At 63.7% G+C, this 25,914-nt stretch carries 21 protein-coding genes; 10 read left to right on the forward strand and 11 right to left on the reverse strand.

Annotated elements, in window-relative coordinates; genetic code table 11:
• Window positions 1-2: 2 nt before the first annotated feature.
• The 3 genes from ligB to ACUXVH_RS03015 all read right to left on the reverse strand — a co-directional run bounded on the left by ligB (window position 3) and on the right by ACUXVH_RS03015 (window position 4,102).
• Window positions 3-1,673, reverse strand: coding sequence for an NAD-dependent DNA ligase LigB (gene ligB / locus ACUXVH_RS03005; RefSeq protein ID WP_443692391.1), 1,671 nt, complete (start codon window positions 1,671-1,673; stop codon window positions 3-5).
• A gap of 224 nt (window positions 1,674-1,897) precedes the next feature.
• Window positions 1,898-3,088, reverse strand: a complete 1,191-nt coding sequence (gene metK, locus ACUXVH_RS03010) for a methionine adenosyltransferase (protein WP_015637335.1) — start codon at window positions 3,086-3,088, stop codon at window positions 1,898-1,900.
• Between the two features lie 18 nt (window positions 3,089-3,106).
• On the reverse strand, window positions 3,107-4,102 hold the full coding sequence (locus ACUXVH_RS03015; protein WP_445493873.1) for an ArsR/SmtB family transcription factor: 996 nt from the start codon (window positions 4,100-4,102) through the stop codon (window positions 3,107-3,109).
• Between the two features lie 258 nt (window positions 4,103-4,360).
• Between ACUXVH_RS03015 and tkt the strand changes: the two genes are divergently transcribed.
• From tkt to fba, 6 genes are all read left to right on the forward strand, one after another.
• The gene (gene tkt, locus ACUXVH_RS03020; protein WP_011063960.1) at window positions 4,361-6,358 is read left to right on the forward strand and encodes a transketolase; all 1,998 of its coding nucleotides are present in this window, start codon (window positions 4,361-4,363) and stop codon (window positions 6,356-6,358) included.
• Between the two features lie 153 nt (window positions 6,359-6,511).
• Window positions 6,512-7,591 carry an erythrose-4-phosphate dehydrogenase gene (epd, locus tag ACUXVH_RS03025; RefSeq protein ID WP_011063959.1) on the forward strand — a complete coding sequence of 360 codons (1,080 nt, stop codon included), beginning with the start codon at window positions 6,512-6,514 and terminating at the stop codon, window positions 7,589-7,591.
• 17 nt (window positions 7,592-7,608) lie between these two features.
• Window positions 7,609-8,772, forward strand: a complete 1,164-nt coding sequence (locus tag ACUXVH_RS03030; protein ID WP_194238017.1) for a phosphoglycerate kinase — start codon at window positions 7,609-7,611, stop codon at window positions 8,770-8,772.
• A 32-nt stretch (window positions 8,773-8,804) separates the two neighbouring features.
• Entirely contained in the window at window positions 8,805-9,026 is a 222-nt protein-coding gene (locus ACUXVH_RS03035; RefSeq protein WP_011063957.1) for a hypothetical protein, read from the forward strand.
• Window positions 9,027-9,086: 60 nt separating this feature from the next.
• Entirely contained in the window at window positions 9,087-9,416 is a 330-nt protein-coding gene (locus tag ACUXVH_RS03040; RefSeq protein ID WP_011063956.1) for an MliC family protein, read from the forward strand.
• A gap of 210 nt (window positions 9,417-9,626) precedes the next feature.
• A complete protein-coding gene (gene fba, locus ACUXVH_RS03045; RefSeq protein WP_003229012.1) occupies window positions 9,627-10,691 on the forward strand; it encodes a class II fructose-bisphosphate aldolase in 1,065 nt (354 codons plus the stop codon).
• Window positions 10,692-10,852: 161 nt separating this feature from the next.
• On the opposite strand, the gene ACUXVH_RS03050 is transcribed toward fba, so the two are convergent.
• Entirely contained in the window at window positions 10,853-11,524 is a 672-nt protein-coding gene (locus tag ACUXVH_RS03050; protein ID WP_011063955.1) for a polysaccharide lyase family 7 protein, read from the reverse strand.
• Window positions 11,525-11,840: 316 nt separating this feature from the next.
• Here ACUXVH_RS03050 and ACUXVH_RS03055 point away from each other — a divergent pair, with 316 nt between their 5' ends.
• From ACUXVH_RS03055 to ACUXVH_RS03065, 3 genes are read left to right on the forward strand one after another with little or no spacing between them, the layout of a single operon-like run.
• Entirely contained in the window at window positions 11,841-13,964 is a 2,124-nt protein-coding gene (locus ACUXVH_RS03055; protein ID WP_011063954.1) for a putative bifunctional diguanylate cyclase/phosphodiesterase, read from the forward strand.
• A gap of 42 nt (window positions 13,965-14,006) precedes the next feature.
• Window positions 14,007-14,519 (forward strand): M48 metallopeptidase family protein, encoded by a 513-nt coding sequence (locus ACUXVH_RS03060; protein WP_011063953.1) that lies wholly within the window; start codon window positions 14,007-14,009, stop codon window positions 14,517-14,519.
• A 23-nt stretch (window positions 14,520-14,542) separates the two neighbouring features.
• Window positions 14,543-14,839 (forward strand): winged helix-turn-helix domain-containing protein, encoded by a 297-nt coding sequence (locus ACUXVH_RS03065; protein WP_011063952.1) that lies wholly within the window; start codon window positions 14,543-14,545, stop codon window positions 14,837-14,839.
• A 3-nt stretch (window positions 14,840-14,842) separates the two neighbouring features.
• Here the strand turns inward: ACUXVH_RS03065 and ACUXVH_RS03070 are convergent, their stop codons facing one another.
• The gene (locus tag ACUXVH_RS03070; RefSeq protein WP_011063951.1) at window positions 14,843-15,295 is read right to left on the reverse strand and encodes a GNAT family N-acetyltransferase; all 453 of its coding nucleotides are present in this window, start codon (window positions 15,293-15,295) and stop codon (window positions 14,843-14,845) included.
• 277 nt (window positions 15,296-15,572) lie between these two features.
• Here ACUXVH_RS03070 and ACUXVH_RS03075 point away from each other — a divergent pair, with 277 nt between their 5' ends.
• Complete coding sequence (locus ACUXVH_RS03075; RefSeq protein WP_011063950.1) at window positions 15,573-16,310, forward strand: substrate-binding periplasmic protein; 738 nt, start codon at window positions 15,573-15,575, stop codon at window positions 16,308-16,310.
• Between the two features lie 86 nt (window positions 16,311-16,396).
• Here ACUXVH_RS03075 and yccS read toward each other — a convergent pair whose 3' ends face one another.
• The 6 genes from yccS to ACUXVH_RS03105 form a co-directional block, all read right to left on the reverse strand.
• The gene (yccS, locus tag ACUXVH_RS03080; protein ID WP_445493881.1) at window positions 16,397-18,589 is read right to left on the reverse strand and encodes a YccS family putative transporter; all 2,193 of its coding nucleotides are present in this window, start codon (window positions 18,587-18,589) and stop codon (window positions 16,397-16,399) included.
• A gap of 124 nt (window positions 18,590-18,713) precedes the next feature.
• Complete coding sequence (locus ACUXVH_RS03085; RefSeq protein WP_445493883.1) at window positions 18,714-19,892, reverse strand: NAD(P)/FAD-dependent oxidoreductase; 1,179 nt, start codon at window positions 19,890-19,892, stop codon at window positions 18,714-18,716.
• A gap of 63 nt (window positions 19,893-19,955) precedes the next feature.
• Window positions 19,956-21,293, reverse strand: coding sequence for an ATP-dependent RNA helicase DbpA (gene dbpA, locus ACUXVH_RS03090; RefSeq protein ID WP_230493580.1), 1,338 nt, complete (start codon window positions 21,291-21,293; stop codon window positions 19,956-19,958).
• A gap of 244 nt (window positions 21,294-21,537) precedes the next feature.
• Entirely contained in the window at window positions 21,538-22,968 is a 1,431-nt protein-coding gene (gene mdtD, locus ACUXVH_RS03095) for a multidrug transporter subunit MdtD (protein ID WP_015637327.1), read from the reverse strand.
• 36 nt (window positions 22,969-23,004) lie between these two features.
• Window positions 23,005-24,342, reverse strand: coding sequence for a TldD/PmbA family protein (locus ACUXVH_RS03100; RefSeq protein ID WP_053154309.1), 1,338 nt, complete (start codon window positions 24,340-24,342; stop codon window positions 23,005-23,007).
• Entirely contained in the window at window positions 24,342-25,784 is a 1,443-nt protein-coding gene (locus ACUXVH_RS03105) for a TldD/PmbA family protein (RefSeq protein WP_053154306.1), read from the reverse strand. Before ACUXVH_RS03105 ends, ACUXVH_RS03100 begins: the two co-directional genes overlap by 1 nt.
• Between the last annotated feature and the right edge of the window lie 130 nt (window positions 25,785-25,914).

Raw genomic sequence — 25,914 nt, forward strand, 5'->3', positions numbered from 1 at the left:
GGCTAAAAACCTTCGATACCGGCGCTGTTCAGGGCGCCTTGCAAGGCCAGGACCTCTGGCGCGCGAAAAAACGCCACCAGTTGTGCGGCCCGCTCCGCTCCGATACCGGCTTCATTCTGCCAGTCCAGGCTGCTTTTCATGGCCAGGGCCTGCCATGGCCCGCTCAGGTCGGCCGAGCCACTGGGCGGGATGCCGAGGGCTTTGAGCCAGCGAGGGAAGGGCTGTTGCCTGGCGCTGTGCAGACTCTCGAGCAAACGCTTGCTGCTGCGATCACCAAAGCCGGCAATGTTAGCAAGCTCTGCCTGATCCAGGGTCAGCCAATCCAGCAGGCCTTTGATACGGCCTGTTTCAACCAGCCGGGCCCAGGTCCGGCTGCCGATATTCTGCAGGTTCAGGCCTTGTTTGCTGCTGAGCCAGGTCAGTCGGGCCAGAAATTGTTCCTCGCAGCCGGGTGATGGCTGCCAGCAACTCAGGAAGTGAAAGTCGGCTTCTCGCGGGGGCTGGATGCTCTGGCGCAGGGTGCTTCTGAGTACCACTTCATCCAGGTGCGGGATGCTCAACCCGGCGAGACTGATGGCTACCTGATCGCCGGGAACTATATCCAGGGATCGCCAGCGTTGCAGCGAGCCGAGACTGACACGGCGGATCTGCCGGTCGTCCAGGGTCACCGGCTCGATCTCCAGCAGGGGCGTGATGCGCCCCGTGCGGCCGATACGAAAATCGACTTGACGAACGCTGGCCAGCACCTGGGCGTAGGGGTACTTCCAGGCGGCAATCCAGTATGGGGCCTTGGCCTGCCAGCGTTCGGCGGCGGGACGCCGGCTTTGCCGCAGGATGATGCCGTCACTGGCAAAGGGCAGTGGCGAGCGATACCAGCGGGCCCGCCACTGTTGTGCATCGGCGAAGCCGCCTACGGGCCGGCTGTACTCGCGGGGTTCGACAAAGCCCAGGTCTGCCAGTTGCTCCAGGCGTTCGCTCAACGTAGCCGGGCCCTGGGGCCAGTCCCAGACAAACAGCCCGATCTGCGCCGCCTCCGCCGCCGTCAGCTGTTTGCGCGCCATCCAGCCTGCCACCCGGTTGCGCGCCTTGAGGCTGCCGGAGCGAGCCTGGACATGCTGCTCCAGGCGCAGATAGAGCTCTCCTTGCAGCAACAGGTCGACGGGCCGTGGCAGTCGTTTGGGTATGGCCTCGATTTGCCAGGCTGCACGGGTCCAGTCATGGCCATGCACGCCGTCGCCACGGCTGAGTGCTTGCTGGAACTGCCCCTGGTGGTAGATCAGGGTCACCGCTACGCCGTCGACCTTGGGTTGCGCCCAGATGTCGTCGCGGCCCTTGAACCACCCCGTCACGGCATTGGCATCGGCGAGTTTTTCCACTCCTGTGTGGGGGATGGGGTGGCGGATGCTGCCCCCGGCGCCGAGCAGGGGCTGGTCCATTGCACGGGGAGCCTGGGGGAAGCACTGGCGCCAGGTGAGCAGGCGCTGGCGGGCCTGATCGTAGAGCTCATCCGCCACCAGTGATCGGCCGTCACGGTAATAGCTGCTATCCCAGCGCTGCAGTTGCTGCTGCAGGGCGGTGATTTCATCGGTGGCACGGGGAACCGGCCAGTCGGGGCAGGCGGCCTGGGCGAAGAATGGAGTGAGGCTCAGCAGCACAACGGCTCTTGGCAGCATGGGGAGCATCCTTGCTCTGTGGGTCATGCGCTAAAGGCTAGAGGGGATTGGCTGAAGGCCGGGACGAAGGTGGTTGCGAGGTGTTTCCCCGTCAGCGAGCACCTGTGTCCTTGCTCGCTCGGCCCCGTACCAGCGCCGGTTTGCGGGATGTGCAAGAAACTTCAGGCGACAAAAAAGCCCCGCCGGGCGAGCCGGGCGGGGCTTTGGATGTTGCCAGGTGAAGCTTACAGGCCGGCAGCGGCGCGCAGGGTGTCGGCGCGGTCGGTCTTTTCCCAAGTGAAGGTGGTGAAGGTGTCGTCACCCACGGTCTTGGTTTGCGGAGCCCGGCCGAAGTGACCGTAGGCAGCGGTTTCCTGGTACATCGGGTGCAGCAGGTCGAGCATGGTGGTGATTGCGTAGGGGCGAAGGTCGAACACTTCGCGTACCAGCTTGATGATCTTGTCGTCGCTGATCTTGCCGGTGCCGAAGGTGTTCAGCGAGATCGAGGTCGGTTGGGCCACGCCGATGGCGTAGGACACCTGGATCTCGCAGCGCTCGGCCAGGCCGGCGGCAACGATGTTCTTGGCCACGTAGCGACCGGCGTAAGCGGCGGAACGGTCGACCTTGGATGGATCCTTGCCGGAGAACGCGCCACCGCCGTGACGGGCCATGCCGCCGTAGCTGTCGACGATGATCTTGCGGCCGGTCAGGCCGCAGTCACCTACCGGGCCACCGATGATGAACTGGCCGGTCGGGTTGATGTGGAACTGGGTGTCCTTGCTCAGCAACTCGGCAGGCAGCACGTGCTTGACGATCAGCTCCATCACGCCTTCGCGCAGGTCGTTGTAGGACACCTCGGGGTTGTGCTGGGTCGACAGCACCACGGCATCGATACCGACCACCTTGCCGCCTTCGTAGCGGCAGGTGACCTGGGATTTGGCGTCCGGGCGCAGCCAAGGCAGCAGGCCCGATTTGCGGGCTTCGGCCTGGCGCTGGACCAGTTGGTGCGAGAAGGTGATCGGCGCCGGCATCAGCACCTCGGTTTCGTTGCTGGCGTAGCCGAACATCAGGCCCTGGTCGCCAGCGCCCTGATCTTCCGGCTTGGCGCGGTCGACGCCCTGGTTGATGTCGGGGGACTGCTTGCCAATGATGTTCATCACGCCGCAGGTAGCACCGTCGAAGCCGACGTCGGAGCTGGTGTAGCCGATATCGCAGATCACATCGCGAACGATCTGTTCCAGGTCGACCCAGGCGCTGGTGGTGACTTCGCCGGCAACAATGGCCACGCCAGTCTTGACCAGGGTCTCGACCGCTACGCGGGCGTGCTTGTCCTGGGCAATGATGGCGTCCAGCACCGCATCGGAAATCTGGTCAGCGATTTTATCCGGATGCCCTTCAGACACGGACTCGGAGGTGAAAAGGGAGTATTCGCTCATCTTGAAGGTTTCCTAAATTTACCGATGGTGAGTGTCGCCAGCCGGTCGCTGAAAATGGCGAACCTGGATCTGGAAACCATTACGTAAGCCTACATACAGGCTTTCCCCGGGAGTCAGTCCCGCAGCGGTGGCCCAACGGGCCAAATCATCTTGTTCGAACCCTAGCCAGAGATCGCCGCAAGCCTCTTTGGCCCAACTCTGGTTGTGGCTGCACAAGTCTGTCACTAACAGGCTGCCGCCTGGTTGCAGCAATTGGGCCATCTGCTTGAGGGCCTCGGCCGGCGCGGCGAAATGGTGCAGGACCATGTTCAGCACCACGCAATCGGCCTGCAGCTGTACACCGTTCAGTGCATCGGCCAATTGCAGGCTGACGTTAGCCAATGTATCGCGTTCGCACAGCTGGCGTGCCAGCTCCAGCATCGCCGGGCTGTTGTCCAGCGCGGTAACCCGGGCAAAGCGTCGGGCCAGCTCGGGGAGAAATCCACCGTCGCCGGGGCCGACTTCAATGGCCGTGGCCACTGGGTCGAAACTCAGTTTGTCCAGCAGCGCCAGCACACTGTCGCGATACTGGGGCAGTCCTGCGATCAGGTCCTGCTGGGCGCGGAATTTTTCCGCCACCCGGGAAAAGAAGTCCTGGCTGGCTGCAGCCCGCTGCCGGTGCACCAGGCTGATCCGGGCCTGTACCTCGCCCGGCAGGTTCAGCTGGTCGACCTCTTCCAGCAAGGCTGCGTGTAGTTTGCCGCCCAGGAGCCCGGTATGGGGCAGGGCGCGGCGATAGAAAATCGCATTGCCTTCACGGCGGGTTGCCACCAGGCTGGCCTGGGCCAGGACCTTCAGGTGGTGGCTCATGCCCGACTGGCCGATGGCGAAGATCTGCGCCAGCTCCAGCACACCAAACGAATCGTTGCTCAGCGCGCGCAATACATTCAGCCGCAGGGGGTCGCCGCCGGCCTTGCACAGGGCCGCCAGTTCGTCGCAATCGTCATGGCTGATGGCAGGCGCGGGCAGGTTCATGGGGCAGCAGTCTAGAGATGCCCGCAAATGCTCGCAAGGCCAATATCAAAAAGTTTTGATATTGGAGTCTGCAGGGGCTTTTCCAGAGCCTCTGCTTCTACAGTCAACGAGTGGCGAAGGGGTTTCATCAATGGATTGTGTCTTCAGCAGGGGAAAAACATGCCTGAGTGACTATCTGTCATTGCCCCCGCCTGACGCCTGAGGGAAAATGCAGGCCTTTTTTCCGTTTCGTTTTATTCAATCCCCAGGAGATCAGCGATGCCAAGCCGTCGTGAGCGTGCCAACGCCATTCGTGCCCTCAGCATGGATGCCGTGCAAAAAGCCAACAGCGGCCATCCAGGTGCCCCTATGGGTATGGCGGATATCGCCGAAGTACTTTGGCGTGACTACCTGAAGCACAACCCGAGCAACCCATCCTTCGCCGACCGCGACCGCTTCGTGCTGTCCAATGGCCACGGCTCGATGTTGATCTACTCGCTGCTGCACCTGACCGGCTACGACCTGTCGATCGATGACCTGAAGAACTTCCGCCAACTGCACAGCCGCACCCCGGGCCACCCGGAGTTCGGTTACACCCCAGGCGTGGAAACCACCACCGGCCCGCTGGGCCAGGGCCTGGCCAACGCTGTGGGCTTTGCCCTGGCGGAGAAAGTCCTGGCGGCGCAGTTCAACCGTCCAGGCCACAACATCGTCGACCATCACACTTACGTGTTCCTGGGTGATGGCTGCATGATGGAAGGCATTTCCCACGAAGTCGCTTCCCTGGCCGGCACCCTGGGCCTGGGCAAGCTGATCGCCTTCTACGATGACAACGGCATCTCCATCGACGGCGAAGTCGAAGGCTGGTTCACCGACGACACGCCCAAGCGTTTCGAAGCCTATAACTGGCAAGTGATCCGCAACGTCGACGGCCACGATCCGGAAGAGATCAAGACCGCCATCGACACCGCGCGCAAGAGCCCGCTGCCGACCCTGATCTGCTGCAAGACCACCATCGGTTTCGGTTCGCCGAACAAGCAGGGCAAGGAAGATTGCCACGGCGCGCCACTGGGCGACGCGGAAATCGCCCTGACCCGCCAGGCGCTGAACTGGAACTATGGCCCGTTCGAAATCCCGGCCGACATTTATGCCGAGTGGGATGCCAAGGAAAAAGGTCGCGCTGCCGAAGCCGAGTGGGACCAGCGTTTCGCGGCCTATTCCGCTGCCTTCCCAACCGAAGCCAACGAACTGGTACGTCGCCTGAGCGGTGACCTGCCTGCCGACTTCGCCGAGAAGGCCGACGCCTACATCGCCGAAGTAGCCGCCAAGGGCGAAACCATCGCCAGCCGCAAGGCCAGCCAGAACACCCTGAATGCTTTCGGCCCCCTGCTGCCGGAAGTGCTCGGTGGGTCGGCCGACCTGGCCGGTTCCAACCTGACCCTGTGGAAAGGTTGCAAGGGTGTCAGCGCTGAAGATGCCAGCGGCAACTACATGTACTACGGCGTGCGCGAGTTCGGCATGACCGCCATCATGAACGGCGTTGCCCTGCACGGCGGCCTGGTGCCTTACGGCGCGACCTTCCTGATGTTCATGGAATACGCCCGCAACGCAGTGCGCATGTCGGCGCTGATGAAGAAGCGTGTGATCCATGTCTACACCCACGACTCCATCGGTCTGGGCGAAGACGGCCCGACGCACCAGCCGATCGAGCAACTGACCAGCCTGCGTACCACGCCGAACCTCGACACCTGGCGTCCAGCCGATGCCGTTGAATCGGCGGTGGCCTGGAAAAACGCGCTGGAGCGTAAAGACGGCCCTTCGGCGCTGATCTTCTCGCGCCAGAACCTGCAGCACCAAACCCGCGATGCCGGCCAGATCGCCGACATCAGCCGCGGTGGCTATGTGTTGAAGGACTGCGCAGGCGAGCCTGAACTGATCCTGATCTCCACCGGTTCGGAAGTCGGCCTGGCCGTTCAGGCCTACGACAAACTGACCGAGCAAGGCCGCAAGGTGCGCGTGGTTTCCATGCCTTGCACCAGCGTGTTCGATGCTCAGGACGCTGGCTACAAGCAATCGGTTCTGCCGCTGCAGGTCAGCGCACGTATCGCGATCGAAGCGGCTCATGCCGACTTCTGGTTCAAGTACGTGGGTCTGGAAGGTCGCGTGATCGGCATGACCACCTACGGCGAATCGGCTCCGGCTTCGGCACTGTTCGAAGAGTTCGGCTTCACCCTGGACAACATCCTGGGCCAGGCTGAAGAGTTGCTGGAAGACTAAACCCGGAAGCCGGGTTGTCTGTACTGACGCAATCGCGAGCAAGCTCGCTCCTGCAGGGATGTATACCGTCCTTGTGGGGGCGAGCTTGCTCGCGATGACGATGGCGCAGGCAGCACGAAGCTGATGGTTTCACCACCGGTCATTGAGAACCCCATGCCTCAACCGCGTCCCTACAAAGTTGCACTCAACGGCTACGGCCGGATTGGTCGTTGCGTCTTGCGTGCTCTGTTCGAGCGAGGGGCTGCGGCCGGGTTCGAGATCGTTGCCATCAACGATCTGGCCGACATGGCCAGCGTTGAATACCTGACACGCTTCGATTCCACCCACGGGCGTTTTCCCGGTGAGGTGAAGGTCGATGGCGATTGTCTGCATATCAATGGCAACTGCGTGAAAGTGTTGCGCAGTGCCACCCCCGAAGGCATCGATTGGGCGTCCCTGGGCGTCGATCTGGTGCTGGAATGCTCCGGTGCCTACCACACCCGCGAAGACGGCCAGCGTTTTCTCGACGCCGGCGCGCCGCGGGTGCTGTTCTCCCAGCCGATGGCCAGCGAGGCGGATGTCGACGCCACCATCGTCTATGGGGTGAACCAGGACTGCCTGAGCGGCGACGAACGGCTGGTGTCCAACGCCTCCTGCACCACCAACTGCGGCGTGCCGCTGTTGCGCCTGCTGGATCAGGCCATTGGCCTGGAGTACGTATCGATCACCACCATTCACTCGGCGATGAACGACCAGCCGGTGATCGACGCCTATCACCATGAAGACCTGCGGCGTACCCGTTCGGCCTTCCAGTCGGTGATCCCGGTGTCCACCGGTCTGGCGCGGGGTATCGAGCGCCTGTTGCCGGAACTTGCCGGGCGAATTCAGGCCAAAGCAGTGCGGGTGCCGACGGTGAACGTGTCCTGCCTGGACATCACCATGCAGACCGTGAGCGATACCGACGCCACCGAGGTCAACCGGATCCTGCGCGAGGCCGCCACCAGCGGTCCGCTCAAGGGCCTGCTGGCCTACACCGAGCTGCCGCATGCCAGCTGTGATTTCAATCATGATCCCCATTCGGCGATCGTCGATGCCAGTCAGACCCGTGTTTCCGGCCCCCGGCTGGTGAACATCCTGGCCTGGTTCGACAACGAATGGGGCTTTGCCAACCGAATGCTGGACGTAGCTGGGCACTACCTGCACACAGCCGCTCCACGCACTGACACTCAACTCTCTGTTTCTGAAGAACAGTAACCCAGGAATTGCGACCCATGACCGTGTTGAAGATGACCGACCTCGATCTGCAAGGTAAGCGCGTGCTGATCCGTGAAGACCTCAACGTCCCAGTCAAGGACGGTGTTGTCACCAGCGATGCGCGAATCCTGGCTTCGCTGCCGACCATCAAGCTGGCCCTGGAAAAAGGCGCGGCAGTGATGGTCTGCTCGCACCTGGGCCGCCCGACCGAAGGCGAGTTTTCCGCCGAGAACAGCCTCAAGCCGGTGGCCGACTACCTGAGCCGCGCCCTGGGTCGCGAAGTACCGCTGGTGGCCGATTACCTGGGTGGTGTCGAGGTCAAGGCCGGCGACATCGTGCTGTTCGAGAACGTGCGCTTCAACAAGGGCGAGAAAAAGAACGCCGACGAGCTGGCCCAGCAATACGCTGCCCTGTGCGACGTGTTCGTGATGGACGCCTTCGGCACCGCGCACCGCGCCGAGGGTTCGACCCATGGCGTGGCCAAGTTCGCCAAAGTGGCTGCTGCTGGTCCTTTGCTGGCCGCTGAGCTGGACGCGCTGGGCAAGGCCCTGGGCGACCCGGCCAAGCCGATGGCGGCCATCGTTGCCGGCTCCAAGGTGTCGACCAAGCTGGACGTGCTCAATAGCCTGAGCCAGATCTGCGACCAGTTGATCGTCGGTGGCGGCATCGCCAATACCTTCCTCGCCGCTGCCGGGCATCCGGTGGGCAAGTCGCTGTACGAGCCGGACCTGCTGGACACCGCTCGCGCCATCGCCGCCAAGGTCAGCGTACCGCTGCCGGTGGACGTGGTGGTGGCCAAGGAATTTGCCGAGAGCGCTGCGGCCACCGTCAAGCTGATCGCCGATGTGGCCGATGACGACATGATTCTCGACATCGGCCCGCAGACTGCCGCGCAGTTCGCCGAACTGCTGAAATCCTCCAGGACCATCCTCTGGAACGGTCCGGTGGGCGTGTTCGAATTCGACCAGTTCGGCAATGGCACCAAGGTCCTGGCCCAGGCCATCGCTGACAGCGCCGCGTTCTCCATTGCCGGCGGCGGCGATACCCTGGCAGCCATCGACAAATATGGCGTAGCCCAGCAGATCTCCTACATTTCTACCGGTGGCGGCGCCTTCCTCGAGTTCGTCGAGGGCAAGGTGCTGCCGGCGGTTGAAGTCCTGGAAGCCCGGGCCAAGGCCTGAGGCCTCGATTGGCCGGGCAAAGGAGTGTTCTGATGGTCAAGACGTTGCCACTGTTGATCGCCGTGGCGTTGCTGGCGGGCTGTTCCAGTGCCCCCAAGGCAACGCCTGCGGAGGATGCCGGCGAGGTGCAGAAAGGCTGCTACCAGGCTGACTGGCAGGCCGAGACGGCTCCGGTGATCAACAAGCGCCTGGGCCCTGAGGGCCTGGAGAAGTACGAGACGCCGTCAAAGGCCAGGGAACAGGGTTGCCCTTGACGGGTCAGATGGGTTAACGCAACGCGCCGGGGCCTGTTGGCCGCCCGCCGAGGAACATTGATGAAAGGTTTGATCGCCGTGGCGATGCTGGGCTTGTTGGCAGGTTGTGCCAACCTGAACCTGCTCAAGTCGCCGACCACTGACAACTGGACCACCTGGACCTGCGACAGCCAGGCCCAGGTGCTCTGGCGCTACACCGACGACAGCCGCAAGGCCGTCGACGTGCGCCTGGGGGGCGACGACCAGGTACGCCGCCTGAAGCTTGAGCCCAGCGGTTCGGGCTCGCTGTACAGCGACGACATGCTGGCGTTTCACGTCAAGGGCGAGGAGGGCCTGGTCTACTGGGTCGCCACCAATGACCTGATCGGCCGCGGCTGCAAGGCCATGTAGGGGCAGGCTTGCCAGCGGAGGCGGCCTCCAGACCTGTGCAAGGTTCAAGGCCCCTTTCACTGGCGAGCCGGCTCCTGCGTGGCTGTAGAGATTTGGTTTTAACGAATGGAACAGAGCGGGTTGACCCCCGATCTGCAATCACTTGAATAGCAGTCGCCGCTACGGCAGGCTTGCACGATTAACGACCCTCGACCGGGAGAGACACACACAATGGCACTCATCAGCATGCGCCAGATGCTGGACCACGCAGCCGAGTTCGGCTACGGCGTTCCAGCCTTCAACGTCAACAACCTTGAGCAGATGCGCGCCATCATGGAAGCCGCTGACAAGACTGACTCCCCGGTGATCGTCCAGGCTTCGGCCGGCGCCCGCAAATACGCCGGCGCGCCTTTCCTGCGTCACCTGATTCTGGCTGCCATCGAAGAGTTTCCGCATATCCCGGTGTGCATGCACCAGGACCACGGCACCAGCCCTGACGTCTGCCAGCGCTCCATCCAACTGGGCTTTTCCTCGGTGATGATGGACGGCTCCCTTGGTGAAGACGGCAAGACCCCGACCGACTACGAATACAACGTCCGTGTTACCCAGCAAACCGTAGCCATGGCCCACGCCTGCGGCGTGTCGGTAGAAGGCGAACTGGGCTGCCTGGGTTCGTTGGAAACCGGCATGGCCGGTGAAGAAGACGGTATTGGCGCCGAAGGCGTGCTGGACCACAGTCAGATGCTGACCGACCCGGAAGAAGCCGCGGACTTCGTCAAGAAGACCCAGGTGGATGCCCTGGCCATCGCCATCGGTACCAGCCACGGCGCCTACAAGTTCACCAAGCCGCCTACCGGCGACGTACTGGCCATCGACCGCATCAAGGAAATCCACAAACGCATCCCCAACACTCACCTGGTGATGCACGGTTCCTCTTCGGTGCCGCAAGAGTGGCTGGCGATCATCAACCAGTACGGTGGCGACATCAAGGAAACCTACGGCGTGCCGGTTGAAGAAATCGTCGAAGGCATCAAGTACGGCGTGCGCAAGGTCAACATCGACACCGACCTGCGCCTGGCGTCCACCGGTGCCATGCGCCGCCTGATGGCCACCAACCCCAGCGAGTTCGACCCGCGCAAGTTCTTCGGCGCCACCGTGACCGCCATGCGCGATGTCTGCATCGCCCGTTACGAAGCCTTCGGCACCGCCGGCAACGCCTCGAAGATCAAGCCGATCTCCCTGGAAGCCATGTTCCAGCGTTACCTCAAGGGTGAGCTGAACGCCAAGGTCAACTGAGCCTAAGCGTCGAACGAAGAAGCCCGCAGCGATGCGGGCTTTTTTGTATCCGGAACTCTTGCCTTCGTAGGCGCTGGCTTGCCAGCGAAGAGCGCCTTTGGGCGGATGCCGGGCTCAAGGGCGCCTTCGCCGGCAAGCCGGTTCTCACGCAGGGCGGGGTGTCAGGTCTTGTTGTGGTCGATGTCCAGCTTTGAAAAGGTCACCTTGCCGCCTTCGCTGGTATAGCCGGTGTTGTCCTGCACATAAACCCCGGCCTTGAAGTACAGCGGCTTGTCGCGCCAGGTCGCGCTCAACTGGCTGTCCCACTGATAGCCGGCAGCGCTGACGCCCAGGGCGCCGCCCGGGCTCAGGTGGATCAGGTAGGAAAACTCCCGGTCCATGGGCACGTTCTCGGCGATGGTGATGACACGGCCTTCCTCGTCGTCCGGGTGCAGGCGCACCTTGGCCACGATGTTGCCGCTGCCCTTGCTGGTCTTGTACTGGTACTCGACCTTCACCAGCGGCTTGGTGCTGTTGTAGGCGTGGATCTGGCCGATGACGATCTTGCCCGAGGAGGGCACCTGGTTCACCGCCAGGGTCGCGTACAGCAGGTTGTCCGCTTCGGGGTAGGTCCAGTTGCGCAAGGTGCCGTTGGAGTAGGTCTCGCGCAGCTCGGTGCGCGGGTAGATGGCGTTCTCGGTTTTCGAGCCGGTCACCGGCGACCAGAAGAACAGGGTGCCGGTATCGGAGTGGAAATACTGGTCCTTGAACCCCTTGACCAGTGTCGGGGTGTCGATGGTCGCCGGCGGGCTGCCGACGGGAACGCTGAGGTTCCAGGTTGCCAGGTCGATCATGGTGGTTTTCCGCAAGGCATGACTGATGCAGGTGGCCGAAGGCTTTAGCCTGCGCTTCTTAGGGGGTCTTTATAGCGCAGAAGCGGTGCTTGGCGAGGCCCGTATGGCGGATATATGGCGTCAGCAAAATGTCGAAATGCCATCTATCCCGGTTTTTATGCGGCAACTCTGTGACCGTTAGTCGGGAGTCGTGCCCATTGGCGAAGTGATGGCGTGTTGGCAGCTTCTGCTTTTGAGGATCCGGGTCTAGAGTGAAACCTTAGGTTTTACCGGGTTTTTACACCCGTTCAGTCTTATTACAGACAAGAGAAGCAGCATGGAATGCGTGCAACCAGAGCCAGCCGAAGGCCACTCCACTCTTCTGATCGTCGATGACTATCCTGAAAACCTCCTCAGCATGCGTGCTCTGTTGCAGCGCCAGGACTGGCAGGTGATGACCGCCGCCTCGGGGGTCGAGGCCCTGGGCCTGCTGCTCGAACATGAAGTGGACCTGGTGTTGCTGGATGTACAGATGCCCGGCATGGATGGCTTCGAAGTCGCCCGCCTGATGCGTGGCAGCCAACGTACCCGGCTGACCCCGATCATCTTTCTCACCGCCAACGAACAGTCTCAGGACGCTGTGATCAAGGGCTATGCCAGTGGCGCCGTGGACTACCTGTTCAAGCCGTTCGACCCACAGATTCTCAAGCCCAAGGTCCAGGCCCTGCTGGAGCATCAGCGCAACCGCCGGGCCCTGCAGCACCTCAGCCACGACCTGGAGGTGGCACGGGCCTTCAATGCCTCGGTGCTGGACAACGCTGCCGAGGGCATCCTGGTGGTGGACGAGGGCGGGTGCGTGCGTTTCGCCAATCCGGCGGTCTCGCGCCTGCTCAATGCCCAGGTCAAGGAGCTGGAAGGCTCGCCCTTTCTCGACTACCTGCAAAAGCCCCACGTTCCCGACTGGAGCGGCTCCGAGCTCTACGCCTGTTATCGCCGGGGCGAAACCTATCGCCTGCACGACGCTCAGATGCGCACCGTGCCCGGCCAGTTGATCAGCGTGGCCTTGTCCTGTGCGCCCTTGCCCAGTGACCAGAAGGCAATGGTGGTCACCCTGCTGGACATGTCCGAAGTGCGTCACCTGCACCAGCAACTGGAATACCAGGCCGTGACCGACCCGCTGACCGGCCTGCTCAACCGCCGCGGCTTCTATCAGACGGTGGAAAACATCCTGCTGCGCAGCGACCGCTCGGGAAAGTCCCTGGTCCTGCTCTACCTGGACCTCGACGGCTTCAAGCGGGTCAACGACTCCCTGGGGCACGACGCCGGCGACCGGGTGCTGCGCTGGGTTTCCGAGCAATTGAAGGACTGCCTGCACTCCTTCGACATTCTCGGGCGCATGGGCGGCGACGAATTCACCGCGCTGCTGGAACTGAGCTTCCCCGAGCAGGCGGCGAAGATCGCCGAGAAGCTGATCGAACGCCTGTCCATCAACCAGCAGATCGATGGCCTGGAGGTGGTGCTGGGGGCGAGTATCGGCATCGCCATCTACCCCGACTGCGGCTCCAACCTGGACGGCCTGTTGCGGGCGGCGGACATCGCCATGTACGAAGCCAAGCGCGCCGGCCGCCAGCAGTACCGCTACTACGATCATGAGATGAATGGCCGCGCCCGTTCGCGGCTGATGCTCGAGGAAAGCGTGCGCAGCGCCGTGGAGCGCAAGGAATTCACCCTGGTGTACCAGCCCCAGGTGGCCATTGCCGACGGGCGCCTGCGCGGTTTCGAAGCCTTGCTGCGCTGGCGTCATCCGAGTGTGGGCGACGTGCCTCCGGGGCTGTTCCTGCCCCTGCTTGAGGAGGCACGGCTGATCAGCCGCCTGGGCAGTTGGATCTATCAACAGGGCGCGGCCCAGCGCAAGGACTGGGAGCAGGTGTTCAGCCCCGACCTGGTGCTGGGCGTCAGCCTCAGTGCCACCCAGTTCAACATGCCCAACCTGGTGGCCGAGCTGCGCCAGGTGCTGTCGCGCCATGGCCTGCAACCGCGCCAACTGGAGGTGGAGGTTACCGAGGCCGCCTTGACCCAGAACCTGGATGACACCCGCAAACAGTTGCAGCTCCTGCGTCAGCTGGGGGTGCGGGTGGCCCTGGATGACTTCGGCTCGGGCAGTTGTTGCCTGGCCTACCTGCGTGACCTGCAACTGGACACCCTCAAGCTCGATCGCCACCTGATTGCCCGCCTACTGACCTCGCCAAGGGATGCCGCCATTGCCCGCTGCGTGATCGACCTGTGCAAGCAGTTCGACCTGCTGGTGATCGCCGAGGGCGTGGAAACCCTCGAGCAATACCAGTGGCTCAAGGCCAATGGCTGCGAGTATGTGCAAGGTTTCCTGGTGGCTCGGCCGCTGACCGCCAGTATCGCCAGCCAGTTTGCCCAGCCCTTTGACTGGAGCGCGCTACAGGCCTGAATTCGCTACACTGGCGCCTTTTATGCCCTGCGTTGCCCCTTCATGACCGCACTCAAATACCTCCAGGCCTATCCCGTTGCCTTGCAGCAGCAAGTGCGCCAGTTGATCGATGAACAGCGCCTGGGCGACTACCTGAGCCAGCGTTACCCGGGCCGGCACGCCGTACAGAGCGACAAGGCGCTGTACAGCTACGCTCTGGAGCTCAAGCAGGAATACCTGCGCAATGCGCCGGCCATCGACAAGGTGCTGTTCGACAACCGTCTGGACCTGACCCACCGTGCCCTGGGCCTGCATACCACGGTTTCCCGGGTGCAGGGCGGCAAGCTCAAGGCCAAGAAAGAGATCCGCATCGCTTCGCTGTTCAAGGAGGCGGCGCCGGAATTCCTGCGGATGATCGTGGTGCACGAGCTGGCCCACTTCAAGGAATCGGATCACAACAAGGCGTTCTACAAGCTCTGCGAGCATATGCTGCCGGGCTATCACCAGCTGGAGTTCGACCTGCGGGTCTACCTGACCTGGCGCGACCTGCAAGGCAAGGCGGGAGCGCCGGATTAACCCCTGAAGGCAAGGAGTGGGCGATGGATGTGAGCAAGACCAAGAGCAGTTTCTACCGCCGCCTGTATGTGGCGTACCTGATCGACAGCGGCCTGGCCAGCAGCGTGCCGGCGCTGACCGAGGTCACCGGCATGCCGCGGCGCACCGCCCAGGACACCATCGCGGCCCTGGCGGACCTGGACATCCTCTGCGAGTTCGAGCAGCAGGACGGCGCGCGCAACCATGCCGGGCGTTACCGGATCCACAACTGGGGCGCCATCGACAAGGGCTGGATCGAGCCCAACCTGCGGCAGATCAAGGCCGTGCTGGGCTATCCCTGAGGCTCAGGAGCGACGCATGCCGATGTGAGGAATACCGTCCTCCAGGTATGCTTCGCCCGCCACCACGAAACCGTAGCGGCCGTAATAGGCCTGCAGATGAGCCTGGGCCGAGAGGTAGATCGGCGTTTGCGGCCAGTGCCGCTCGGCCTGCTTCAGCGCCTGCTCCATCAGGGTGTGGCCCAGGCCCTGGCCACGGGCCTGTTCAGCGATGACCACGCGGCCGATGACCACGTCGCCGCCCTGGGAAGTCGGGTCCAGCAGGCGCAGGTAGGCCAGCAACCGGTCGCCGTCCCAGGCCATCAGGTGGCAGGTATCGCCTTCAAGGTCGCGGCCGTCGACTTCCTGATAAGGGCATTTCTGTTCCACCACGAAGACTTCGGTGCGCAATTGCAGAATCGCGTACAACTGTTCCTTGCCCAGGTCGGTGTGGTGTTTGCAGACCCATTCGATGGTCATCTTCATATCCTGTATTGAGTGCTGCGCGAAATAGTAAGCACATCGCCACGGGATGTCTTGCCGGTTGTCACGCAGAAATTGTTTCTGTGAGATGGGTCAAAATGCCACTACTGAGATCACTGGTATTTGTCTTCTTTGTGTAATCTGTTTTCAAGACCTGTGCATGGGTTCTGATGAGCTAATGTTAGGAGCTGGGCCGACCTGTGCCGCACAGGCCGCGACCCTGGAGTATGGGCTGGAACGCGCTGGGCCCAGGGCCCGCTAAGGATCTATTAGCATGCTGCGACTGCATCGAGCTTTGGCTTTGATCGGATTGCTGTTGCTGGGCCAGAGCGCTTTTGCCGAAAGGCTGCGGCTGGTCGCCGATGCCTGGCCACCCTTTACCGACGCGACCCTGGTCAATGGCGGCGTGGCCACCGACATTGTCAGCACCGCCCTGTCCCGCGCCGGCTATTCCAGCGAATTCGAGCAGGTGCCCTGGGCCCGGGCCCTGCTGGGCATCGGCGAGGGGCGCTACGACGTGCTGGTGAATGCCTGGTACAACGAAGAGCGCACCCAGTTGGGGCAGTTCTCCGCGGAATACATGGTCAACCGCGTGCGCTTCATCAAGCGCAAGGACGCGCCGCTGGAATACAGCAACCTCAAGCAGCTGCATGAGTACCCGGTGGCAGTGGTGCGTGGCTACGCCTATTCCCCCGAATTCGACAATGACCCCGACCTGCAGAAGGTGCCGGTGCACAACTTCGCCATGGCGGTGCGCATGCTGGCGGCGGATCGGGTCAAGCTGACCCTGGAGGACGAATACGTGGCCCGCTACTACTTGGCCCGGGAGTCACCGCGGGTACGCAATGCGGTGGAGTTCCTGCCCAAGCCCCTGAGCGAGAACAGCCTGCATATCCTGGTCAGCCTGAAGAACCCCGAGCATGCGCAGATCGTGGCCAGGTTCGACAAGGAAATCGCTGCCATGAAAGCTGACGGCAGCTACGACCGCCTGCTGCGCCAGCACGGCATGTAACCGAAGGTGCAGGAGCTGGCTTGCCAGCGAAAGCGACTCCGGACCGTGCATGAGTCTTGCGGCCCCTTTCGCCGGCAAGCCGGCTCCTACGGTTTTGCGTTGTCGCTGGTGTCCTTGATCAGATGCGCCGCCAGGGTCCGCAACGGGCCCAGCTGACGGCAGATCAGCGCCAGTTGGGTCTGCACCAGGCGCTGGCCTTCGTCGACCTCGTCGGGCATTTGCTCCAGCTCATTGGCCAGGGCTTCTTCGGCATCGCTCTGGATATCGATCGGGGTCTTGTTGGCCAGACCCTGGGCAATCTCGTCGATGCTGGCCGCCAGGCTGACCCCGGCGCCTTCGATCAAGTGCTCGCGAACCTCGTCCGGCAGCCGGGTTTCGCGGTGTGCGCCCAGGCCCGAGAGGTAGCTGAGCAAGGTGTGGGACAGCACCAGGAAGCGGAAGCCCACGTCCGCTTCCTTACGGAAATGCCCGGGTTCCATGAGCATGTTGGCCAGGGTGGTGGACAGCGCGGCGTCGGCGTTGTGGGCGTTGCGCCGGGCCAGGCGGTAGGCCAGGTCGTCGCTCTTGCCGGCGGCGTACTGCTGCATGATCTGGCGCAGGTAGATGCTGTTGCAGGTCAGGGTGTTGGCCAGCACCTTGTTCAGGCGCCGGCCCTGCCAGTCCGGCAGGAACAGGAACACCGCCAGCCCGGCGATCAGGCTGCCCAGCAGCGTATCGAACAGCCGCGGCAGGAACAGCCCATAACCGTCGCCCACCTGGTTGAAGCAGAACAGCACCATCAGGGTGATGGCCGCCGTGGCCAGGGTGTAGCGGGTGGTGCGGTTGGTGAAGAACACCACCCCGGCGGCAATGGCGAACAGCGACTGCACCAAGGGGCTGGGGAACAGGTCGAACAGCGCCCAGGCAATGGTCAGGCCGATAGCGGTGCCGATGATCCGCTGGCCCAGCTTGCGCCGGGTAGCGCCGTAGTTGGGCTGGCAGACGAACAGGGTGGTGAGGATGATCCAGTAACCCTGGGAAGGGTGGATCAAATGCACCATGCCGTAGCCGATGCTCAGCGCCAGGGGCAGGCGCAGGGCATGGCGGAACAGCAGCGAGGTTGGCGTCAGCTGGGTGCGCAGGCGGGTCCAGACATCCTTGAAGTTGCGTGGCGAACGGTCCAGCAGGCTGCTGTCGGTGGCGTCCGCCAGGGCGTCGGGGTTGCTGGCGTCGCTGAGCAGGCGGTCGAGGGTGCCGAGGTTGGCCGCCAGGGCTCGCAATGAGCGCAACAGCCCGCGCCAGGCCGGGTTGCTCTGGATCCGCAGGTGTTCCAGGGAAGCGTGCAGGTCGCCCAGGGCCTCGGCGAAGGTGGCGTCATAGACGAACGGCTGGCGCAACTGGATGGATTCGGCCAGGGCACGGCAGGCCTTGCCCTGCTGGCGCAGCAGGCGCTGGCAGCGGAACAGCACGTCGCTGTGGAAAAACGCCTCGGTCAGGGCGTTGTACGGGTAGTGGGAAGAGCTGGCACGCTCGTGAATGTCCTGGGCCAGGAAGTACAGCTTCAGGTAGCGGCTGACCTTCGACCCCGGCCGGCCGTTGCCCACCCGGTGCAGGATGATTTCCTTGGCGACGTTGAGGGCCGCCACCACCTTGCCGTTCTGCTTGGCCAGTTCCAGGCGCCGGGCCTCCACGTCCAGCTGGCGGATGGGCTCGAACAGCGAGGACTTGAGCTTGAGGTAGTAACCCAGTTCGCGAAACAGCCGGGCCAGGCTCTGCTGCACCGGCTGGTTGGAAAACAGCGCTTGCCACAGCACCGACAGCAGGCCGTACCAGGTGGCGCCGGCCACCAGCAGCAGCGGCTCGTGCCAGAAATCGATCACCGCGCCGCCGCGCTGGTCGACGCCGATCATGGTGTAGACCGAGAGGATCAGGGTCGCCGAGGCGATGGCGCCATAGCGTTCGCCCAGCGCCCCCAGCATGGTCAGGCCGAAGCTGGCCAGGGCCAGGGCGATGGCGAAGATCCAGGGGTAGGGGAACAGCAGTTCCACCGACAGCGCGGCAATGCTGAAGCACACCAGGGTCACGGCCAGGGAATTGAGCCGGCCTTGCCAGCTGTCATCGGTTTCCGCCAGGGCGCTGGCGATGATGCCGAGGAACAGCGGGATCAGCAGGGCCATTTCATCCTGATACCAGCACAGCGCCATGCTGCCGGTCAGGGCGATGAACACCCGCACGCTGTAGCTGAATTTATCCAGCGCCCAGAGGCGGCGCAGGGATTGGCGAAAAGAGGTCGAGGACATGGAGTAGGGCAGGCCTTCCGGGGCGATGCAGCTAAATTGAGCCAGTATTGACGACGGCGCAATGCCGTCGTCACATCCTTGAGCAAAATCTGTTCCTCTTTCCTACGGCGCCCTGGCCACAGGCTCAGACGTACTGCGCCGCCGCGTAGCCCGAGGCCCAGGCCCACTGGAAGTTGAAGCCGCCCAAGTGGCCGGTGACGTCCAGCACTTCACCGATGAAATACAGCCCCGGGCTCTTCAGCGATTCCATGGTCTTGGACGAAACTTCCCGGGTGTCGACGCCGCCCAGGGTCACTTCGGCGGTGCGGTAGCCCTCGGTGCCCGCCGGTACCAGTTGCCAGCTGCCGAGTTTCTGCGCCACTTCCGCCAGCTCCGCCGGGGTGTACTGCTTCATCGGCTTGGAGACGAACCAGTGGTCGGCCAGCAGGCCGGCCATCTTCTTGGTGAAAATCTCCCCCAGGAGGGTCTTGAGCTCGCTGTTGGGGCGCTCGGCCTGCTGCTGTTGCAGCCAGCCCAGGGCGTCGTGGTCCGGCAGCAGGTTGATCTCGACGCTGTCGCCGGGCTGCCAGTAGGAGGAAATCTGCAGGATCGCCGGGCCGCTGAGGCCGCGGTGGGTGAACAGGATGTTCTCGCGAAAGCTCTGGTCGTTGCAGCTCACCAGGCAATCCACCGAGGTCCCCGACAGCTCGCTGCACAGTTCCTTGAGCTGGTCGGTGATGGTGAACGGCACCAGGCCGGCACGGGTCGGCAGCAGTTCGTGGCCGAACTGTTTGGCCACCTGATAACCGAAGCCGGTGGCGCCCAGCGTCGGGATCGACAGCCCGCCGGTGGCGATCACCAGCGATTGGCACTGAACCTGGCCGAGGGTGGTGTCGAGCAGGTAGCCGCTTTCGACCTTTTCGATGGTCTGGATCGAGGTGTCCAGGCGCAGCTCCACGCCGACCTGATCGCACTCGTCGAGCAGCATGCCGAGGATGTCGCTGGACTTGTTATCGCAGAACAGCTGGCCGAGTTTCTTCTCGTGGTAGGGCACGCCGTGCTTGGCCACCAGGCCGATGAAATCCCACTGGGTGTAGCGCGCCAGGGCCGATTTGCAGAAATGCGGGTTCTGCGACAGGAAGTTGGCCGGTTCGGTGTACATGTTGGTGAAATTACAGCGGCCACCGCCGGACATCAGGATTTTCTTGCCGGCCTTGTTGGCGTGGTCCAGCAGCAACACCTGGCGGCCCCGGCCGGCCGCGGTCAGGGCGCACATCAGGCCGGCGGCGCCGGCGCCAATGATCACGACTTCGGTAGAACGCAAAACGGTGTCCTCGCACAAAATTCTGTAGGAGCGAGCTTGCTCGCTCCTACAGGGACGGTGGGGTTAGAGGACGCGCACGCGCAGCGAACGGCCCTTGATCTTGCCGTTGTTCAGGCGCTGCAGCGCCTGCATGACCACGGTGCGTTCAACCGCCACATACGACTGGAAGTCGAAGATCGCGATCTTGCCGACCTGGGCGCCCGGGATGCCGGCGTCGCCGGTCAGTGCGCCGAGAATATCCCCCGGACGTACCTTGTCCTTGCGCCCGCCGGCGATGCACAACGTGCTCATCGGTGGCTGCAGCGGGGCGCCGCCCTGGGACTTGAGGTTATCGACCTGATCCCAGTTCAACGGGGCTTTCTGCAGTTGTTCGATGGCTTGCGCGCGATGGGCTTCGGACGGTGCGACGAGGCTGACCGCGATGCCTTTCTCGCCAGCGCGACCGGTACGGCCAACGCGGTGAATGTGGATTTCCGAATCGCGGGCCAGCTCGACGTTGATCACCATGTCCAGCGCATCGATGTCCAGACCACGGGCGGCGACGTCGGTGGCGACCAGTACCGATGTGCTGCGGTTGGCAAACATCGCCAGCACCTGATCGCGGTCACGCTGCTCCAGGTCGCCGTGCAGGCCGACGGCGGAGATGCCTTTGGCGGTCAGGTGATCGACGGTTTCCTGCACTTGCTGCTTGGTGAAGCAGAACGCCACACAGGAGGCCGGGCGGAAGTGGTGCAGGACTTTGGTCACTGCGCTCATGCGCTCTTCCGGTGAAATCTCGTAGAAGCGCTGCTCGATCTGCGTATCGTCGTGGAACGCTTCGGCTTTCACCGTTTGCGGATCGCGCATGAATTTCGACGCCAGTTGCTTGATGCCCACCGGATACGTGGCGGAGAACAGCAGGGTCTGGCGGCGCGACGGGGTCTTTTCGATGATGTCTTCGATGGCGTCGTAGAAGCCCATGTCGAGCATGCGGTCGGCTTCGTCGAGCACCAGCGTGTTCAGGCCGTCGAGCACCAGCGAACCCTTGCGCAGATGCTGCTGGATACGCCCTGGGGTGCCGACGATGATATGCGCACCGTGCTCCAGGGAGGCGATCTGTGGCCCGAACGACACGCCGCCGCACAGGGTCAGGACCTTGATGTTGTCTTCGGCGCGAGCCAGCCGGCGCACTTCCTTGGCCACCTGGTCGGCCAGCTCGCGAGTCGGGCAGATCACCAGGGCCTGGCAGCCGAAGTAGCGCGGGTTGATCGGGTTCAGCAGGCCGATGCCAAAGGCCGCGGTCTTGCCGCTGCCGGTCTTGGCCTGGGCGATCAGGTCCATGCCCTTGAGGATCACCGGTAAGCTCTGCGCCTGGATCGGCGTCATCTGGGCATAACCGAGGGAGTCGAGGTTAGCCAGCATGGCGGGAGACAGGGGCAAAGTATTAAAAGCGGTGGCAATGGTGGTCACGGGACTGGCCTGCAAAACAAAATGTCGCGCAGTGTATCAGTCCCGCTCCCACAACCTGCAAATTCTGGACGAGCAGCCTTGCAGGGGCGGTTTTGTGTAGGCGCTGGCTTGCCAGCGAAAGCGGCCGCGAGGTTGGCGTAGGGCTCGGGGGCCTCTTCGCCGGCAAGCCTGCTTCTACGGGGTGAGGTGCGTGGGTTCAGTGTTCGATGTGCTGCTCCTCGAGCTTGCGCGCGCGCCGGCCATCGGTGGGCGACAGCTGGAGGAAGATCGCCGCCGCCAGCATCGCCATGATGCCTACCGTGAGGAAGGTCAGTTGGAAGGCGCCGAGCACGGTGTCCACGCCATCGTTGCCCAACTCAGCGGTAAAGCCGCCCAGCAGCGCGCCGGCACAGGCTACCCCAAGGCTCAGGGACAGTTGCGCCACCACCGACAGCAGGCTGTTGCCGCTGCTGGCGGCGGCATCGTCGAGGTCGATCAGGGTAACGGTGTTCATCGCCGTGAACTGCAGCGAGTTGATCGCCCCCAGAACCGCCAGCATGCCCAGCAGCAGCGGGTAGGGCGTCTGTTCGCTGACCAGCCCCATGCTGGCCAGCATGATGCCCAGGGCCAGGGTGTTGCCGGTGAGCACGATGCGGTAGCCCAGGCGCTCGATCAGTGGCCGGGCGATGGATTTGGCCAGCATTGCCGCGGCCGCCAGGGGCAGCATGCTCATCCCCGCCTGGGACGGTGAATAGCCCAGGGCCACTTGCAGCAGCAGGGGCACCAGGAACGGCAGGGCGCCGCTGCCCAGGCGGGCGAACAGGTTGCCCAGAATGCCCACGGCAAAGGTCCTGACCTTGAACAGTGACGGGGCGAACAGCGGGTTGTCGGTGTGCACGGCCCGCAGCCAGTAGGCCGCCAGGCAGGCCAGCCCGCCGAACAGCAGCAACATCACCCGCAAGTGCGGCAGGTGCAGTTCCCCCAGGCCTTCCATGGCGATGGTGATCAGCACCATCGCCGCGCCGAACAGCACAAAGCCCAGGCTGTCGAAGCGTGTGCGCTCGCTGCCGCGCAGGTCGGGAATGAAACGCCACACCGCATAGCAGCCAACGGCGCCTACCGGCAGGTTGATCAGGAAGATCCAGTGCCAGGTCAGGTACTGCACCATCCAGCCGCCCATGGTCGGGCCGATCAGCGGCCCCAGAAGCCCGGGAATGGTGATGAAGCCCATGATCCGCACCAGTTCCGAACGCGGGTAGGCACGCAGCACCACCAGCCGTCCCACCGGCAGCATCAGCGCACCGCCCAGGCCCTGGATCACCCGGGCGCCAATCAGCTGGGTCAGGGTGTTGGACAGGGCGCAGAGCAGGGAACCGATGCTGAACAGCAAGATGGCGCCGAAGAAGATCCGCTTGGTGCCGAAGCGGTCGGCGATCCAGCCCGAGGCCGGGATCAAGAGGGCCACAGTGAGCATGTAGGCGATGATCACCCCCTGCATGCGCAGCGGGTTTTCCGCCAGGTCCTGGGCCATGGCCGGCAGGGCGGTATTGAGGATGGTGCCGTCCAGGGACTGCATGAAGAAGGCGATGGCCACCACCCAGGGCAGCCAGCGGGCGGTGGTGGCATCGAGTGGCGCGCGTTCGGGCATGGGACCTCTGGGTGAGTTCAGGTTTGAGGGCGGTTTCTACAGGGTCAGGGTCAGGCGGCTGACCAGCGCTCCGGGCAAGTGCATCGAAGCGGTCTGGCGCTGGCCGTAGGTACTGGCCGACAGCAGCAGCTCGCGTTGCTCGGTCAGGGCCTCCAGCTGCGAGCCCAGCAGGCTGTAGACGCTGTCATCGAAGCGCATAGTGCTCACCGGCGCCTGGATCTCGCCGTTCTCCACCCAGAAGGTGGCGAAGCGGGTCATGCCGGTCAGGCGCGCCGCCGGCAGGTCCGAGTAGTTCAGGTACCACAGGTTGCTGATGTACAGCCCGGTGCCCAGTTGTTTGAGGATCTCCTGCTGGGACAACTGCCCCGCGGCCATGTTCAGCGCGCTGGGGTACTCGCCGCTGCCGGCACCATTGGTGGTCAGGCCGTATTCGGCGGCGCTGCGGGAGTTGATCAGTTGGGCATTGGCGCTGCCCGCGGCGATCAGTGACAGGTCGCTGCGCGGGTAGCCTTCGTCGGAAAACGCCGGGCTCAGGGAGCCACTGACCTGTTCGTCGAGCGACACCAGCGGGTTCAGCGCGGCATCACCGGCATAGAGCTTCTGCAACGGGCTGTGCTTGCTGGCGATCGACTGGGCCGAGAAGCCGCCCCAGGCCAGCATGCCCATGATCTCCTCCAGGGCTGCCGGCGCCAGGTAGGCCCGGTACTGCCCGGGCGCCAGGGTGCGCAGTGGCCGGCCAAGGAATTCCAGTTGTTCCCGGGCCTGCTGGAAGCGCAGGGCGAAGGCCTGGCTGTCCCAGGCGTGCCCGGCGTAGCTGGCCTTCACCGCCTCGCCGTTTTCGTGGAACAGGCTGAAATCGAAGTTGAAGCTGTTGGCCTGGTGCCAGCCGAAGGCCCCACCGGAACTGGCGAAGCCACGGCTGATGGGGCCGGCAGCGTAGATGCCCACCAAGTCCAGGCCGGCGCCGGCGCGACCGATTTCTTCCACCACCTGCTCACTGCCGGGCAGCGGCTGGTCCTGCACGTGATGGCTTTGCCAATGGGTGTGGTTGAGCATCAGGTACGGGTCGGCCGGCAGCAGCGGCAGGGTCTCGCGCAGTTGTTGCAGGCCATCGGCCAGGCGCTGGCGATCCACCTCGGGGTCATTGCTCAGGGTGATGCTGAGGTCGGCGTGGCGGCCATTGTCGATCAGCTTGAAATGCACGCTGGCCTGTTGCACCTGCCCGGCCTGGCGCACCTTGGCGTGGTTGAAGCGAATGAACTCCGAGGCTTCGGCGGCGTAGCTCAGGGTGAACTGCTCGGTCTCGCGCAGTGCGTCTTTGAGCCACTGCACCAAGGCCTTGAATGGCTGGGCCTGATCGGCTGTCCTGGTCATCAGGCGTCTCCTCCAAATACATCAATCTTGCTGAATACGCAGGCCGGCGAAGCATGGCCGACGCGAATCACCTGGTTGGGCTCGCCCTTGCCGCAGTTGGGTGTGCCCAGCACCTGGAAGGTGCTGCGGTCGCCGACCGCGCTGAGGTTGCGCCAGAACTGCGCGGAAATCCCCCGGTAGTTGGGGTTCTTGACCACGCCGCGGAGTTCGCCGTTCTCGATCAACTGGCCCCATTCGCAGCCGAACTGGAACTTGTTGCGCGCATCGTCGATGGACCAGGAACGGTTGGTGGACATCAGGATGCCGTGCTCGATGTGCCCGATCAGTTGCTCCAGGGGCTGGTCGCCGGGCTCGATGTTGAGGTTGGCCATGCGGTCGATCGGTGCACGGTTCCAACTGCTGGCGCGGCTGTTGGCGACGCCGTCGAGGCCGCTGCGGTATTGCGACAGGGCGCTGCCCAGGGGGCGTACCAGCAGGCCCTCGCGAATCAGGAACTGCTTGCTGGCCGCGGTGCCGTCGTCGTCGTGACTGTAGCTGGCCAGTTCCTCGGGGATCTGCGGGTCGAAAGTCACGTTGAGCAGCGAGGAGCCGTATTGCAGGCGGCCGAAATCCTGCTGTTTGACGAAGCTGGTGCCGGCGTAATTGCGCTCGTCGCCGAGAATGCGGTCCAGCTCCAGGGGATGGCCGATGGATTCGTGGATCTGCAGCATCATCTGGTCCGGCATCAGCAGCAGGTCCCGCGGGCCCTGGGGTGTATTGGGCGCCAGCAGCAGTTGCAGGGCCTGGTCGGCGACCCGCGGTGCGGCCCCCAGCAGGCCGCAGCGGCTGATCACATCGCCGGCGCCCTGCTGGCCGAAGTTCTCCCGGCCGAGGCTGCGGGTCTGGCTGTCGCTGCCGTCGTAGGCGGTCACGTCCAGGCCCGGGTAGACGAAACGCTGGGCCTGGCGCAGCTCGGCGCCGGCGCTGTTGAGGTAGATCTGTTCGACCTGGGTCACGCCGATGCCCACCTGCCAGTTCACCAGGCGTTCATCCTTGGGCACCGAGGCCGACTCATCGCCCAGCAGCTGATAGCAGTCGCTGAGGGAGGGGAAGGGCTGCTCCAGGTTGGGCGAGAAATAGTCCGCGCGGTGGCTGGAGACCGGTTGCTCACGCAGGTCCAGCAGGGCATGGGCGGCGATGACCCGGGCCTGCTGCTCGGCGCGGTCAAGGGCGGCCTGCAGGCCGCTTTGCGACAGGTCGTTGGTGGCAGCGTAGGCTTCCACGCCGCGCACCCGCACGGTCAGCATCGCCCCTTCGTCTCGGCCCAGGCTCGGCGGCTCGGCGACGTTCTTGCGCACCGACAGGTACTGGTCCGATTCGCGGACATAACGCAGGGAAAAGAATTCGGCGCCCGTGCGCAAGGCAGCGAAGCGCTGCTTGAGCTGGGGGTGAAAGTCGAACATGGAGGACCTCCTTGTGAGGCGCGATAGCGGGTCGACGCGTTTCGCCAGCAAACGGAACACCGCCCGGCGGTTCCTACAGGTATAGGTGCTGATGGGCGCGGGGGCGAAAGGGGATGTGCAAGTTGCAGAA

The sequence above is a fragment of the Pseudomonas sp. 8(2025) genome, from assembly GCF_052665325.1.

Bases quoted from the DNA above. Each gene is read 5' to 3' on its own strand.
- ligB (WP_443692391.1), bottom strand. From the start codon at position 1,673: ATGCTGCCAAGAGCCGTTGTGCTGCTGAGCCTCACTCCATTCTTCGCC.
- metK (WP_015637335.1), bottom strand. From the start codon at position 3,088: ATGAGCGAATACTCCCTTTTCACCTCCGAGTCCGTGTCTGAAGGGCAT.
- ACUXVH_RS03015 (WP_445493873.1), bottom strand. From the start codon at position 4,102: ATGAACCTGCCCGCGCCTGCCATCAGCCATGACGATTGCGACGAACTG.
- tkt (WP_011063960.1), top strand. From the start codon at position 4,361: ATGCCAAGCCGTCGTGAGCGTGCCAACGCCATTCGTGCCCTCAGCATG.
- epd (WP_011063959.1), top strand. From the start codon at position 6,512: ATGCCTCAACCGCGTCCCTACAAAGTTGCACTCAACGGCTACGGCCGG.
- ACUXVH_RS03030 (WP_194238017.1), top strand. From the start codon at position 7,609: ATGACCGTGTTGAAGATGACCGACCTCGATCTGCAAGGTAAGCGCGTG.
- ACUXVH_RS03035 (WP_011063957.1), top strand. From the start codon at position 8,805: ATGGTCAAGACGTTGCCACTGTTGATCGCCGTGGCGTTGCTGGCGGGC.
- ACUXVH_RS03040 (WP_011063956.1), top strand. From the start codon at position 9,087: ATGAAAGGTTTGATCGCCGTGGCGATGCTGGGCTTGTTGGCAGGTTGT.
- fba (WP_003229012.1), top strand. From the start codon at position 9,627: ATGGCACTCATCAGCATGCGCCAGATGCTGGACCACGCAGCCGAGTTC.
- ACUXVH_RS03050 (WP_011063955.1), bottom strand. From the start codon at position 11,524: ATGATCGACCTGGCAACCTGGAACCTCAGCGTTCCCGTCGGCAGCCCG.
- ACUXVH_RS03055 (WP_011063954.1), top strand. From the start codon at position 11,841: ATGGAATGCGTGCAACCAGAGCCAGCCGAAGGCCACTCCACTCTTCTG.
- ACUXVH_RS03060 (WP_011063953.1), top strand. From the start codon at position 14,007: ATGACCGCACTCAAATACCTCCAGGCCTATCCCGTTGCCTTGCAGCAG.
- ACUXVH_RS03065 (WP_011063952.1), top strand. From the start codon at position 14,543: ATGGATGTGAGCAAGACCAAGAGCAGTTTCTACCGCCGCCTGTATGTG.
- ACUXVH_RS03070 (WP_011063951.1), bottom strand. From the start codon at position 15,295: ATGACCATCGAATGGGTCTGCAAACACCACACCGACCTGGGCAAGGAA.
- ACUXVH_RS03075 (WP_011063950.1), top strand. From the start codon at position 15,573: ATGCTGCGACTGCATCGAGCTTTGGCTTTGATCGGATTGCTGTTGCTG.
- yccS (WP_445493881.1), bottom strand. From the start codon at position 18,589: ATGTCCTCGACCTCTTTTCGCCAATCCCTGCGCCGCCTCTGGGCGCTG.
- dbpA (WP_230493580.1), bottom strand. From the start codon at position 21,293: ATGCTGGCTAACCTCGACTCCCTCGGTTATGCCCAGATGACGCCGATC.
- mdtD (WP_015637327.1), bottom strand. From the start codon at position 22,968: ATGCCCGAACGCGCGCCACTCGATGCCACCACCGCCCGCTGGCTGCCC.
- ACUXVH_RS03100 (WP_053154309.1), bottom strand. From the start codon at position 24,342: ATGACCAGGACAGCCGATCAGGCCCAGCCATTCAAGGCCTTGGTGCAG.
- ACUXVH_RS03105 (WP_053154306.1), bottom strand. From the start codon at position 25,784: ATGTTCGACTTTCACCCCCAGCTCAAGCAGCGCTTCGCTGCCTTGCGC.